Origin of the sequence: Bacteroides cutis (assembly GCF_900241005.1) — a bacterium.
Lineage (GTDB): Bacteria > Bacteroidota > Bacteroidia > Bacteroidales > Bacteroidaceae > Bacteroides > Bacteroides cutis.
Genome location: NZ_OEST01000003.1, coordinates 173,675 through 188,121 on the forward strand (window position 1 = coordinate 173,675; position 14,447 = coordinate 188,121).

Annotated in this window: 10 protein-coding genes; 3 read left to right on the top strand and 7 right to left on the bottom strand. The window is 39.4% G+C overall.

Annotation, left to right across the window (positions count from 1 at the left end; all coding sequences use genetic code 11):
• The first annotated feature begins 5 nt into the window (after positions 1-5).
• A complete protein-coding gene (locus C1A09_RS08005) occupies positions 6-380 on the top strand; it encodes a hypothetical protein (RefSeq protein WP_101543056.1) in 375 nt (124 codons plus the stop codon).
• Positions 381-410: 30 nt separating this feature from the next.
• A complete protein-coding gene (locus C1A09_RS08010) occupies positions 411-875 on the top strand; it encodes a hypothetical protein (RefSeq protein ID WP_101543057.1) in 465 nt (154 codons plus the stop codon).
• Positions 876-966: 91 nt separating this feature from the next.
• On the opposite strand, the gene mazG is transcribed toward C1A09_RS08010, so the two are convergent.
• On the bottom strand, positions 967-1,761 hold the full coding sequence (mazG, locus tag C1A09_RS08015) for a nucleoside triphosphate pyrophosphohydrolase (protein WP_101543433.1): 795 nt from the start codon (positions 1,759-1,761) through the stop codon (positions 967-969).
• A 41-nt stretch (positions 1,762-1,802) separates the two neighbouring features.
• Positions 1,803-2,849 (bottom strand): DUF3810 domain-containing protein, encoded by a 1,047-nt coding sequence (locus C1A09_RS08020; protein ID WP_101543058.1) that lies wholly within the window; start codon positions 2,847-2,849, stop codon positions 1,803-1,805.
• Positions 2,850-3,338: 489 nt separating this feature from the next.
• Here C1A09_RS08020 and C1A09_RS08025 point away from each other — a divergent pair, with 489 nt between their 5' ends.
• Positions 3,339-5,972, top strand: coding sequence for a valine--tRNA ligase (locus C1A09_RS08025; protein WP_101543059.1), 2,634 nt, complete (start codon positions 3,339-3,341; stop codon positions 5,970-5,972).
• 164 nt (positions 5,973-6,136) lie between these two features.
• On the opposite strand, the gene C1A09_RS08030 is transcribed toward C1A09_RS08025, so the two are convergent.
• The 5 genes from C1A09_RS08030 to lnb form a co-directional block, all read right to left on the bottom strand.
• On the bottom strand, positions 6,137-6,583 hold the full coding sequence (locus tag C1A09_RS08030; protein ID WP_101543060.1) for a hypothetical protein: 447 nt from the start codon (positions 6,581-6,583) through the stop codon (positions 6,137-6,139).
• A 116-nt stretch (positions 6,584-6,699) separates the two neighbouring features.
• Entirely contained in the window at positions 6,700-7,800 is a 1,101-nt protein-coding gene (locus C1A09_RS08035) for a DUF6340 family protein (protein WP_101543436.1), read from the bottom strand.
• A gap of 113 nt (positions 7,801-7,913) precedes the next feature.
• Positions 7,914-11,210 carry a preprotein translocase subunit SecA gene (gene secA, locus C1A09_RS08040; RefSeq protein WP_101543061.1) on the bottom strand — a complete coding sequence of 1,099 codons (3,297 nt, stop codon included), beginning with the start codon at positions 11,208-11,210 and terminating at the stop codon, positions 7,914-7,916.
• Between the two features lie 143 nt (positions 11,211-11,353).
• On the bottom strand, positions 11,354-12,922 hold the full coding sequence (locus C1A09_RS08045) for an alkaline phosphatase family protein (RefSeq protein WP_101543062.1): 1,569 nt from the start codon (positions 12,920-12,922) through the stop codon (positions 11,354-11,356).
• Between the two features lie 18 nt (positions 12,923-12,940).
• On the bottom strand, positions 12,941-14,173 hold the full coding sequence (gene lnb, locus C1A09_RS08050; RefSeq protein ID WP_101543063.1) for a lipoprotein N-acyltransferase Lnb: 1,233 nt from the start codon (positions 14,171-14,173) through the stop codon (positions 12,941-12,943).
• Positions 14,174-14,447: the final 274 nt, after the last annotated feature.

Here is a 14,447-nt window from a genome sequence, read left to right on the forward strand (position 1 = left end):
AGCTTATGAAAGAAGAGGATAATATATTGAAGAAAGTGGGGACGGGAAATGTTTTTAATGTTCCCGACGGATATTTTGAAAATCTTACTTCGGAGATTATGGACCGGCTTCCCGAAAAAGAGAAGGTCATTGTTAAGGAAAAGGTACCTACGATGTGGGATAGAGTGAAGCCGTGGGCTTATATGGCTGCTATGTTTGTAGGTGCGGCGCTGATTATCCGCGTTGCTTCTTCAAATCATACTCCGGTTGATACTGCAGGAGATCGTATGGCTGCGGATGATACGGAAATGGAAATGGAATACATCAACATCGCTGTGGATAATTCCATGATGGACGATTATTCATTATATGTCTATCTGGCAGACTCTGAAACAGAATGATGTACTTACAACTTAACTGATTAAGAAGAAATGAAAAAACTGATTGTTTTATTTGTTATAGTATGTAGTCTTGCCCCTGTGCTGTGGGCTGCTGATGGGTGTGACCAGCATTTGTCTCCTACGGAATTCCGTGCTAAACAAAAGGCGTATATTATGGAGAAAGCGGGATTGACAAAAGAAGAGGCTGTCAAATTTTTCCCGATGTATTTTGAGTTGCAGGATAAGAAGAAAGAGCTGAATGATAAAGCTTGGGAATTAATCCGCAAGGGAAAAAATGAAAAGACTACTGAAGCCCAATATGCGGAAATAATGGAAGGAGTATACGATGCCCGTATCGCTTCCGATCGTTTAGAAAAGACTTATTTCGATAAATTCAAGAGAGTACTTTCTGCCAAGAAACTCTATTTGGTTCAAAAGGCTGAGATGCGTTTTCATCGGGATTTGCTGAAAGGAATGCAGCGTGGTGGGGGAAAAGATAGAGCTCCGAAACGGTAGTCGGACAGGAAATAAAACAACACATCATCTATAATGAAACAGATGATGTGTTGAAGTAAAATAGATTATTTGTTTAGTGTGAACAGGTAATCTATTTTGGGGTTTCTAAAATTTTTGCTTCATTCCATAGTTTATCCATTTCCTCCAGCGTCATGTCGTGCAAGTTTTTACCTTCTTTGATGCTATGTGCTTCTACATAGTTGAAACGATGGATGAATTTTTGATTGGTCCTCTCCAATGCATTATCCGGATTGATTTTATAGAGACGTGCAGCATTGATAAGACTGAACATGACATCACCAAATTCTGCTTCTGCTTTGTCTTTATCCATGTGGACTACTTCTGTTTGAAATTCTTGTATCTCTTCTTTTACCTTATCCCATACTTGTTCGCGCTCTTCCCAATCGAAGCCGACATTACGTGCTTTGTCTTGGATACGATAAGCCTTGATGAGTGACGGTAGGGAGGTGGGTACACCACTTAAAACGGTTTTGTTGCCACCTTTTTCTTTCAGTTTCAGTTGTTCCCAATTTTCAGAAACCTGTCCGGCTGTTTCGGCTTTTACATCACCGAATACATGCGGATGGCGGAAGATAAGTTTCTCACAAAGGAGGTCGCATACATCTTTTATATCGAAATCACCCGTTTCCGAGCCGATCTTGGCATAGAAAGCCACGTGAAGTAACACATCACCCAGCTCTTTACAGATATCACTTTTGTCATTACGCATCAAGGCGTCGCAAAGTTCGTAGGTTTCTTCAATGGTATTGGGGCGCAGGCTTTCGTTCGTCTGTTTGCGATCCCAGGGACATTTCTCGCGTAATTCATCGAGTATGTCAAGGAAGCGTCCAAAGGCTTCCATTTGTTCTTTTCTTGTAGACATGATATAATTATATTTAGTGATCAATATTCAATACTTTACTTTAATTATTGTTTTCGGTTCTCATAGGAAATAAGTAATCCTATTACTTCGGAATAATTCTTTCGTCCACTTTTTATTTTATTTCCTTTCAGATACAAGTCGTATATCCAATTCTGAATATCTCCAATAATAGGGCTATACTTCTCCATCCAATATTTTTGATTAGTTCTTGCCAGCTCGATGATTTCAGGACGTATACGGTTCAGAAGTTCCGTATATTCTTCTTTATTCATCAATTGATGGGCATTACTTAATACATGCGAGAGAATAGAGAAATAACCACTGAAACGAATGCTCTGGACTTCTGAACGAGTACAGACCTGATAGGCGTAAAAATTGGCTTCTGCTTCGCTGGTGATACCCAACAGATGTGCCAGTTCGTGACTGTAGGTGGCGGGGTATTGTGAAGGTAACAAGTCTCCGTTCAGCGTGAATTCGCAAAAAAAAGGTCCCATACTACCGGTGACACCCACCTTGGAAATCAACGGGGTGAAGAACATAGTTTTGACACGCGGTGATTGATGGGGAGGACGATGTATGCCCAGTGTATCACTGATATAGTTATAGCTTCGAACACATTCTTTGCAAACAAGTGGTTCGTTGATGGAAGTTATATCGGTATAGGAAGCGTTCAGGTTGGCAATGTATGTATCTATAAATTTCCGAAAATTTTCGGGAGTATAGGCGGTATAGGGAATACCTGTCCGTTCGTAAAAATTTGGTTGTGAATAGTTCAATCCCCATGCCAGATAAAACCATACATATACCCACAATAGATACTCAAAATTGTTCAACAGAATATGTTTCCATATCTTCTTCAGATGGCAACGCGCGTAAATAGGATATAGGATAATTCCGGCTATACTGAGAAAAATGAATAAATCACCAATGGCAAATGGAAACAAATTAGAAAATGCAGATAGACAGTAGGAGATGGTTGGATATGCAGATTTAGCATAAAATTCTCCAAAAAACGGAATGAGTTGTGTGCCCCATGTAATAAACAATAGTACACTTAATATTACATATCTGATTTTTAGCTTACATCTCATTCTGGATATTGTTTAGTATGGACAAAAATATGCAATAATTAAACGTTACATAGAAAAATAGCTCTATTTTTGCGAAAAATCTGTTAATCAATCGATGGAGTCAACGACATCAAGTATTGTAATTATTATTTATGGTTGAATAAAACGAAATAGAATGTTATTGTAGAAATTGTGTTTTGCATGACTTTGGTTGACTTGGTATTGTTGAGTTGTGTTAGAGGAGACTTTCTTTTGCTATAGGCCTTATTGAAAAATAATGTGATGTTTCTTTGTAGAGATTTTTACCTGTATTGAATATGGTGAAATTTTCTCTTGGATGTTAGGAAATTGGGTATTTATGCCTGTTATTTTTTATGGCGTGACTCTTTCTGAAGGTTAGAAATTGTCTTTCCATGAGCAGAAACAACCTGAGGGTAGCAAGATTTAAATTTTAATTCATTAATTTTGTGCCCATTATTCGCAATAAATTAATTATAGAGATTTTATAATATGGAATTAGCAAGTAAGTACAACCCCGCTGACGTGGAGGGAAAGTGGTATCAATATTGGTTGGACCACAAATTATTTAGTTCGAAACCCGATGGTCGTGAGCCTTACACCATCGTTATTCCTCCTCCTAACGTCACTGGCGTGTTGCACATGGGACACATGCTTAATAATACCATTCAAGATATTCTGGTTCGCCGTGCGCGTATGGAAGGTAAGAATGCTTGTTGGGTACCGGGTACAGACCATGCTTCTATCGCTACTGAAGCAAAGGTTGTAAATAAACTGGCAGCACAGGGAATCAAGAAAACAGATCTTACCCGTGATGAATTTCTGAAACATGCTTGGGAATGGACAGATGAACATGGCGGTATCATTTTGAAACAACTTCGTAAACTGGGTGCTTCCTGTGATTGGGATCGTACCGCTTTTACAATGGACGAAAAACGTAGCGAAAGTGTACTCAAGGTATTTGTCGATTTGTATAATAAAGGGCTGATTTATCGGGGGGTCCGTATGGTAAATTGGGATCCGAAAGCTTTGACTGCCCTTTCTGATGAGGAGGTTATCTATAAGGAAGAACACAGTAAGCTATATTATCTGAAGTATATGGTAGAGGATGATCCCGAAGGACGTTATGCAGTAGTGGCCACTACTCGTCCCGAGACTATTATGGGAGATACTGCCATGTGTATCAATCCTAATGACCCGAAAAATACCTGGTTGAAAGGTAAGAAAGTTATTGTACCTTTGGTGGGTCGTGTTATTCCGGTTATTGAAGATGATTATGTAGATATTGAGTTTGGTACAGGTTGTTTGAAAGTAACTCCTGCCCATGATGTGAATGACTATATGTTGGGCGAGAAATATAATTTGCCTAGTATTGACATTTTTAATGATAACGGTACACTTAGTGAAGTAGCCGGTTTATATGTCGGTATGGATCGGTTCGATGTACGTGAACAGATTGAGAAAGATCTTGCTGCTGCCGGATTATTGGAGAAAGTGGAAGCTTATACCAATAAAGTAGGCTTTTCTGAACGTACTAATGTAGCTATCGAACCAAAGCTCTCTATGCAGTGGTTCCTGAAGATGCAACATTTTGCAGATATGGCGTTGCCACCGGTGATGAATGATGAACTGAAATTCTATCCTGCTAAATATAAGAATACTTATAAATACTGGATGGAGAATATTAAGGATTGGTGTATCAGCCGCCAGTTGTGGTGGGGACATCGTATTCCTGCTTATTTCCTCCCGGAGGGTGGTTATGTAGTAGCCACTTCTATTGAAGAAGCTTTGAAACTGGCAAAAGAAAAAACGGGTAATAATGCTCTGACTAAAGCTGACTTGCGTCAGGATGAGGATTGCTTGGATACTTGGTTCTCTTCTTGGTTGTGGCCTATTTCCCTATTTGATGGTATCAATAACCCGGATAATGAAGAAATCAACTATTATTATCCTACCAGTGATTTGGTAACAGGACCGGATATCATCTTTTTCTGGGTAGCCCGAATGATTATGGCGGGTTATGAGTATGAGGGTAAAATGCCGTTCAAAAATGTGTACTTCACAGGTATCGTTCGTGACAAACAGGGACGCAAAATGTCTAAGTCACTCGGAAACTCTCCTGATCCATTGGAACTGATTGAAAGATTTGGCGCTGATGGTGTGCGTATGGGAATGATGCTTTCGGCTCCTGCCGGTAATGATATTCTTTTTGATGATGCGCTTTGTGAACAAGGACGTAATTTCTGCAATAAGATATGGAATGCATTCCGCTTGATTAAGGGATGGGAAGTAAGTGTGGAGGTTGTAGTGCCCGAGTCTGCGGAACTGGCAATGCGTTGGTTCGAGACTAAACAAAGTGCAGTAGCTGCTGAAGTAGCGGATTTGTTCAGCAAGTATCGTTTGAGTGAAGCATTGATGGCTGTTTATAAATTGTTCTGGGATGAGTTCTCTTCCTGGTATTTGGAAATGATTAAGCCCGTTTATGGTCAACCTATCAGTAAGAAGGTATATGAAACGACTATTGCTTACTTTGATAATTTACTACATCTGTTGCATCCTTTCATGCCGTTTATTACGGAAGAGTTGTGGCAGCATATTTCAGACCGTAAGGAAGGTGAGAGCTTGATGGTAAGCCCTATTTCTTCTACTATCAAGATGGATGAGACCATTGAACAGCAATTTGAGGTAGTAAAGGAGATTATCAGTAGTGTTCGTTCCATTCGTTTACAGAAGAACATCGCTCAGAAAGAAACGTTGGAGTTGCAGATTGTTGGTGAAAATCCAGTTGTTGTCTTTAATTCTGTTATAATGAAGATGTGTAATCTTTCGGTCATTGATGTAGTAGAAAATAAATCAGACGGTGCCGCTTCATTTATGGTTGGGACAACGGAATATGCAGTTCCTTTAGGTAATATGATTGATGTGGAGGCTGAAATAGCCCGTATGGAAGCTGAGTTGAAACATAAGGAAAGTTTCTTACAGGGAGTCATGAAGAAATTGAGTAATGAAAAGTTTGTAAATAATGCACCTGCTGCTGTCCTTGAGTTGGAACGCAAAAAACAAGCGGATGCTGAAAGTATCATCAATTCTTTAAAGGAAAGTATTGCTGCTCTGAAGAAAATCTGATTTTTGTATTTTTTAAATAGATATGAAAAGAGTCCGGATTCTTAAGTTCGGACTCTTTTTATTATAGGATACTAAATAAAGTATATCTTCTAGGAGTATTAATATACAAAAATAGTCCTTGCAATTTTTATACTACAAGGACTACAATATATTGAATTTGATATCTATTTTTCTAATAACTCTTTCAGGAAAGTGTCCAGTTCTTCATCCAGACCCTTCAGGAGCTCCTCGTTTACCAATAACGTGTCATCATCCATCAACAAGAGTTCGGTAATGGTCTCTTTATCTTCGTCTACCAAAACAAAAGAGAAAGGTTTCATGATAGTCAATTTATCAAAAAGACCATTATTTTTCAGGTTACAAAGAAGGTTACTCAGGGCACGCTCCAGACTTTCATAAAAATCATCCCCTTCATAAGACATCCATTCCTCGATGGTAGTATTTGCTAATTCTTCATCTTCATCATCGAGAATGGTAAATTCACCGGTACTTTGATTGGCTTGGATATGAATATCTGTGACAATAGATTGCTCACAACCACAAGTATACTTGCTGATTGCTTGTTTTATGGTAACTTCGAGGATAGATAATACTGATTGACCGACTTTCATAATTACTTTTCTTTCTTAAGGATGTTCAAAGGTAGGGAAAATAATGAATAATGAGTAATGAATGATGAAAAAAATGTGGAAGTGACTATCAATCTTTCTTCAAACAGCACATTTGATCAAAAATCATTATTAAATCGTTGCATTTGCATATTCAGACGTGATATTCCTTCCTTTCTTATCTTCAACTCGGTTACATATAAAGTAGTAAACATATAATTAGGGAAGTCTCCTACTCCCAATTGTGACGAGTCACGTTTGTCTATTTCATCTATCTTACGTGCTTCAACTTGAGCTTTTAAGGCCCAGTCAGTAGCAATTTCTATACTGTCCTGCATTTCATAACCTAAAGCCAGATTATAGGCAGCTCGCATTTTCTGTTTACCTTTTTTAGTTTGATAGGTTTGTTTCCATAACTCAATAGCTTTATTCCATTGTTTTTCCTTGACATAAACAGCGGCATCACGCATGTTTACAGATCCCCCAGTAAACATATACCGGTTGGCTGTTTCCCAATGTGGAAGAAGATGCTTTACCGGAACTGTTCCTGCAAACTCTGAAGCCTCTTTTAACATATCCTTCTCACTGATAAGATGTGTAAGCACAAAAGTCTCCGTACCTCCTATTGCATCCCAGAAAATACTATCATTACTATTGACAACCACCATAGGACCTTTGCGATTGGGTAAGTAAACCTTTATGGTAGGATAAACCTTCATGTCTATGGTACCATAATATGCTCCTATATCAGGTATAAAATTTATTCTACGGATAGAATGCATTTGTATATTCTCTAATGCTATTAAGAAATCTACATCAAGACTTTGAGTTAATTCATTTACTTCATCCTTAGTCAAGGTGTTTTCGCGGGGGGTGATATCCTTGGCGCGCAATGCCGAGTCGCAGATTACAATTTCATTGAAGTAATTTTCTGCAGCAAGTGCATTTGCCAATGCTTCGGTGGTAATAGTAGCGTCACCATTGTAGTAGTCCACTTTTCGTGCTATCTCTGTTTCACTCTTCTTTTTATCTTCTTCGCTAGCTATAAGTTTATTGTCCGGTACTTCGGGCATGTTGTTAACAATAGCAACCCGTTTCAGGGTTTCAGGGAAACTAACCTCTGCAGGGAGCATGTAGTCGATTGAAAGTTGTTCTACACTTTGACATCCACTAAAAAGCAATAAGCTGAACAATAGCAGGTAATAAGAATATTTGGTCATAGTCTTCATTCTTTGTTCTAAAAGCAAAAGTAATCTTTTTACTCGGATAACAAAAAGCCTCGAACAGTTTTTAACCGTTCAAGGCTTTTATTAGTGATTGGCCGATTAGCTGTTTATGCATTCTTTCCGTGGCAGTTCTTATATTTCTTACCACTTCCGCAAGGACAAGGGTCATTACGTCCTACTGTTTTTTCCGCACGGATAGGTTCGCGTTTCACTTGTTCACGTGTGTCTTGTTGTGCAGCTGCCTGTTGGTTCGGATCACTCAAGTCTTGTTTCTGTTCGCGATACTTACTTAAGTCTTGACGTTGTTCCGGTGTTGCCTGACGGATTTCTTGAGGCTCCTGTACTGGTATTTGTCCACGCATCAGGATAGAAACTGTTTGGTTGTTAATCTTATCAACCATGACATCAAACAGATTTACAGACTCCAACTTATAGATCAACAATGGGTCTTTCTGTTCATAGCTGGCATTTTGTACGGAATGTTTCAGCTCATCCAGTTCACGCAGATTTTCTTTCCAAGCCTCATCGATAACATGTAACAGAATGGATTTTTCAAATGATTTTACCACTTCCTTACATTCACTGTCGTAAGCAGCCTTTAGGTTACAGGAAATATTGTACATACGCTTACCGTCTGTGATAGGGATAAGAATATTTTCGTACATATGCCCTTGGTTTTCGTAAACTTGTTTGATAACTGGATAGGCAATCTGTGCCATACGCTCAGTTTTACGTTTGAAAAGTTCCATAGCAGAATCGAATGCTCTATCAGCCAGTTTTTCTTTTTTCTCGTTACGGAATTCTTCTTCTGTAAACGGAGTTTCCATTGCCAGTGTTTGCAACAGATCCATTTTGCAATCCTCGTATGTCGGAGTTTCGATAGCATTGGCACAACGATCCCAAATCATATTTACGATATCCATACCGATACGTTCGCCCATCAAGGCATGGCGGCGCTTGGTATAAACTACGGTACGTTGCTTGTTCATAACGTCGTCATATTCCAACAAACGTTTACGGATACCAAAATTGTTTTCTTCCACTTTCTTCTGTGCACGTTCGATAGATTTGGAGATCATACTATGTTCAATCATTTCGCCTTCCTTGAAACCGAGCCTATCCATTACACTGGCAATACGGTCGGAAGAGAATAGACGCATCAGATCATCTTCCAGAGAAACGAAGAATACAGATGATCCCGGGTCACCCTGTCGTCCGGCACGACCACGCAACTGACGGTCTACACGACGTGACTCGTGACGTTCTGTACCGATGATGGCAAGACCACCCGCAGCCTTTACTTCTGGACTTAACTTGATATCGGTACCACGACCTGCCATGTTGGTAGCGATGGTTACCGCACAACTTAAACCGGCTTTTGCTACGATATCCGCTTCTTTTTGATGTAACTTCGCATTTAATACATTGTGCTCAATCTTACGCATAGTCAACATCTTACTCAGCATTTCAGAGATTTCAACGGAGGTAGTACCTACCAATACTGGGCGTCCGGCTGCTACCATCTTTTCAATTTCCTCAATAACAGCTTTATATTTTTCGCGTTTTGTTTTGTAAACACGGTCGTTCATATCATTGCGGGCAATGGGACGATTTGTCGGGATAACGACTACATCGAGCTTATAGATGTCCCAGAGCTCACCTGCTTCCGTCTCGGCAGTACCAGTCATACCGGACAACTTATGATACATGCGGAAATAGTTCTGTAGTGTGATTGTTGCGAACGTTTGTGTCGCAGCTTCCACTTTAACACCTTCCTTGGCCTCAATAGCCTGATGCAAACCATCGGAATAACGACGGCCTTCCATGATACGTCCAGTCTGTTCATCTACAATCTTCACCTGACCATCGATTACTACATATTCGTCATCTTTCTCAAACATGGTATAAGCCTTCAATAACTGATTGATAGTGTGTACACGTTCTGATTTGATGGCAAAGTTTGTCATTAGTTCGTCTTTCTTTTCCAGACGTTGTTCATCTGTCAGCTCTTTCTCATTTTCCAGTTCGGAAAGTTGAGCAGTGATGTCCGGTAATACGAAGAAAGTTGGATCTTCGGAATTACCACTAATCAAGTCCACACCCTTATCTGTCAGATCTACACTGTTCAACTTTTCATCAATGACGAAGTACAGCGGATCGGTAACTTCATGCATGCGTTTATTATTCTGTTCCATGTAGATTTCCTCAGTCTTAAGCATACCTGCTTTGATACCTTGTTCACTCAGGAACTTAATCAATGCCTTATTCTTCGGCAAACACTTGTGGCTACGATACAGAGCAAGGAACCCTTCTTCTATATCTTTCTTATTATCTGAAGCGATGAGACGCTTGGCATCTGCAAGATATTGCGTAGCCAGTTTCTTTTGAGCTTCCACTAGTCTTTCTACCAGTGGACGGAGTTGTTCAAAGAGTTGATCGTCGCCTTTAGGTACTGGACCGGAAATAATTAACGGAGTACGGGCATCATCAATTAATACAGAGTCGACCTCATCGACGATTGCATAATTATGCTGGCGTTGTACAAGGTCTTTGGGACTGATAGCCATATTATCGCGCAAATAGTCGAAACCAAATTCATTGTTCGTACCGAATGTAATATCTGCCAAATAGGCTTGGCGACGTGCATCAGAGTTGGGTTGATGCTTGTCAATACAGTCTACACTCAAACCGTGAAACATATACAACGGTCCCATCCATTCGGAGTCACGTTTAGCCAAATAATCATTCACAGTTACTACATGTACACCGTTTCCGGTCAGTGCATTGAGAAATACCGGTAAGGTAGCTACCAAAGTTTTACCTTCACCTGTTGCCATTTCAGCAATTTTACCTTTGTGTAATACTACACCACCAAATAACTGTACATCATAATGTACCATATTCCATACTGTATCATTACCGCCGGCCATCCAATGATTCTGGTAGATGGCCTTATCACCATCGATACGTACAAAATCTTTGGTCGTAGCGAGTTGACGGTCAAATTCAGTGGCAGTTACTATGATTTCCTCATTCTCTGCGAAACGTTTAGCTGTTTCCTTCACAATGGAGAAAGCTACAGGTAACACATCGTCAAGAGCTTTTTCATAAATATCGAGAATTTCTTTCTCTATTTTATCTATCTGAGCAAATACTTCTTCACGATCTTCCAATTCAATACTTTCAACACTGGACTTCAGCTCTTCTACTTTGGTACGCTGTTCAGTAGCGGCATCACGGATATAGGCTTTCAGTTCTTCTGTTTTGGCGCGTAGGGCGTCATTGTCAAGTTTGGCAACTTCAGGATAAGCGGCTTTAATTTTGTCTACCCACGGTTTGATTTCTTTCATATCGCGAGTGGATTTATTGCCGAAAATCGAGCTTAAAATTTCATTAAATCCCATTTTATATAATTGTTTTTAATATTATTCAATCTTATGAGTGTACAAAGTTACTGATTTCTATACAGATTATACAGATTTGCACTGATTATTTTAGAGGATTGCGCTCTGAATATTCAGCATGGATTATACGGATAATCACGATTCTAATAATTGAGCGCAGTTGCTATACAGGCGTTTGGCGCCCGAATACGCATGAAATTTGTCAAGGTCGGTGCGATGTGATCTGCACTGACTGGGAGATGGGTAGTTTCAGATTTGATACCTCTGCCCATGAGGATAAGCGGTACTGGTATATCTGCAGCACGTACTACGCGATTGTCAGTACTGTTTTCCTGCATGATGGTCCAACCAGGGAGTACTTCGATGAGTAAATCACCAGAACGCTTGCGGTGGAAGCCATTGCGTATATGTTCTATTTCTGGCGACCAAGATCCCAATAACAACCGATAAGCAGAATATACTTTATTTACACCGCTGAACTGAACTAAAAATTCGGCAGACTTCTCTTGCAGTTTGGCAAGGTTTAATTGCTTATTCTCTATTAACTTATGATTGAGATATATTTGTCGGTCGTAAAATCCTTCTACATATTGTCCTTCACCGTAAGTTGCCATCAGGTACATATTCAATAGAGTAGCACACCGGTTTAGGTAGAATTCTCCACCAGGAACACGATATATCCCTACATCAGCACCTTCTGGATCAGCATATCCGGTAGAAGTGATACATAAAAGTATATTCTGCAAACCCACTTTGCGTTCCAGCATATCCAACAAGTTGGCAATACTACGATCTAGACGGGCATATGTATCTTGCATTTCCATAGCACATTCTTGTATGCTACGATGATTATAGTTTCCTGCGTAATAGGTCAGCGCCAACAAGTCAGTAATATCATCTTTACCGATAGTGCTTTTGTCTAAAATTTCCTCGGCAAAACGATTGATTTCATCATTCACAAGTGGGCTGGTTATTAACCGTCTGAATTTGTTTTCTTTTTCAATTTCAAATTTATACTTAAAGGGAGAAGTTCGCCATTCTGGTAGGAACGTATAATTTGTGATAGGATAGATGGGATTCCATTCTATTTCTTTGATACGAAAGTCGAGGGACTGTTGATCATTGTACTGGCTACCCCACCACGGAAATTCACCGTAATAGGTAGATCCACACCATTTTCCCGTTTTGTTGTTTAGCCAAAAAGCACCATTTCCGGCATGTCCGGCAGAAAGAATGGCAGCATCACGAAAAGGAGCTACGGAATATACCAGAGCTGCGTTTCTTGTCGCTATTTTCAGCTCATCGGTTACAGTAGAGGTCAATAACTGTGAAGGAGAGGAGTTCTCATCGGTGTAGTTACCCATAAATTCAGGATCATCTACACAATTCTTGGGACGTAAAGTTTTGGAATCGAGCCAATGTTTAGCTATGATTCCATTCATTGATGGTGTGGTACCAGTATAAATAGTAGCAATTGCTGAAGCACGATCGATTCCGGAGAAAGGAAATTTTACCTGACGGAACACTTTACCTTCACGTATTAATCTCTTAAACCCTTTTTCTCCGTAAAGGGACGAGAACGCCTCCATATAATCGGTGCGTAACTGGTCGATGGTTAGAGTTACCACCAATTTAGGAACAACAGGTAACGGTTGGGCTTGCAAACCGCTGAATGTTAATGCGAGTATAGAGGTTATCAGTCCTTTTTTCATCGAAATATCCAAATAAAACTATTTTTCATTTTTTTTAGAGGAACGAGAGGTGAGAATTAAGTTGTTTCCTGAACGTATCAGCAAACAAAGTGCCAAAGGTAATATTGCTATTGGAAATTTTTGTGGTATTATTGCCCAAAGCAGTATAAAAAGTGTTAAAACTATAAGGTTGGCTTGCATATACCAACTTCTTTGTCTTTTTCTTATTTTATTTATTATCCATGGTAAACAAAATAAATGCAATGGATGAAAGACGAATAGCAGATAATTGGGGCTGACTGCCGGATGTTGTGAAAGGAAAGTGAGGAATGCAAGAATACATCCTGCTATTCCAGCAGAAAAAAAGAGTATGAGGTCAATACCCCATAAAGTTCTCTGCTGACGAAGACCATAAATAGTAGCAACTGTAACTATGATGAATAACAATAGTGCCGATTGCATTGGCGTGATACCTCCCGATTGGAAATCAATAGCATTTTTCCCCGTTACCACAATTTTTTCTTCAGAAGAGACTAGTGGGCGTATCTGTCCTTTTTTGTCTATAATCCGGGCTGTATTGAAATATTCTTGCAAATAGAATGGTACAAACATCATCAACTTACGATTGATTGGTTTGTCGGCCTGGCTACCCATGCACATGTCCATTCCGAAACGCGACCATAAATGCCCTTCGCTATATTTATGTAGTAAATCTCGAAAAGTGACTCCTGTATCATTATCGGTCATATTGTCAGCATATTGTAAAACACCATCAATGGCTTTTTCTATCTGATCGCGTGGACGGGTCGCACAATTATCGTAAAAGAAGTTGTAGCGATAAACACGGTTTTCTGGACGGTAGTTCTCTTCCAGCAAAGAGATCAACTTCTCTTTTTCCCGAGGAGTGAGGTTCAGTACCTGCTGCCATACGTCACGTCCCTGTGAGTTATATTCACGGGTAAAGTGATTATAGTCGGTCACTCCAAGCTGGTAATCCGTATTTCCTAAAGCAAAGCGGAGAATGAAATGAGGAGCGTCGAAGTTAAATATTCCATAATTGAAGATAACGTCAATGTCCCGCGTGTAATTTTCATATCGAATAGCGGTATGTCCGAAAAGAAAATAAATTTCCCCCCCTGGAGCACATGTCAGCAAACTGATACGGGTAGAATCGGGCGTATCTATCTCTTGAATACCTGTCTGAGTAACACTTACAGAAGAACAGGTTAGGAAGGCGAACAGGTATATGATAAAAATTAAATGCTGTTTCATGGCTGCAAACTTATGGAAAATCTCTGGAATAGCAAGAATTTATTCATCTTAAAAGTTTTCTGTTATTGTTATTTTGAGACACTTGAGTCTGTCGAATGGGTAATCTGATTAAATCTGATGATACTAATATACAATTATAGAAATTGTTTTGTCTTATAATGAATTTTGAAATATGATTTTTTATTTTTTGTAAATGTGAAGGTTTTAAATATAGTCATTGCAGAGTCTTTGTAGAAAGTTAGATAGAAAATAGCTCCTTTATTATAATAAAACA

Excerpts from the sequence above, each read along its gene's own strand:
- lnb (WP_101543063.1), bottom strand. The coding sequence starts at position 14,173 with ATGAAACAGCATTTAATTTTTATCATATACCTGTTCGCCTTCCTAACC.
- secA (WP_101543061.1), bottom strand. The coding sequence starts at position 11,210 with ATGGGATTTAATGAAATTTTAAGCTCGATTTTCGGCAATAAATCCACT.
- C1A09_RS08005 (WP_101543056.1), top strand. The coding sequence starts at position 6 with ATGAAAGAAGAGGATAATATATTGAAGAAAGTGGGGACGGGAAATGTT.
- C1A09_RS08025 (WP_101543059.1), top strand. The coding sequence starts at position 3,339 with ATGGAATTAGCAAGTAAGTACAACCCCGCTGACGTGGAGGGAAAGTGG.
- C1A09_RS08020 (WP_101543058.1), bottom strand. The coding sequence starts at position 2,849 with ATGAGATGTAAGCTAAAAATCAGATATGTAATATTAAGTGTACTATTG.
- C1A09_RS08010 (WP_101543057.1), top strand. The coding sequence starts at position 411 with ATGAAAAAACTGATTGTTTTATTTGTTATAGTATGTAGTCTTGCCCCT.
- C1A09_RS08045 (WP_101543062.1), bottom strand. The coding sequence starts at position 12,922 with ATGAAAAAAGGACTGATAACCTCTATACTCGCATTAACATTCAGCGGT.
- C1A09_RS08030 (WP_101543060.1), bottom strand. The coding sequence starts at position 6,583 with ATGAAAGTCGGTCAATCAGTATTATCTATCCTCGAAGTTACCATAAAA.
- C1A09_RS08035 (WP_101543436.1), bottom strand. The coding sequence starts at position 7,800 with ATGACCAAATATTCTTATTACCTGCTATTGTTCAGCTTATTGCTTTTT.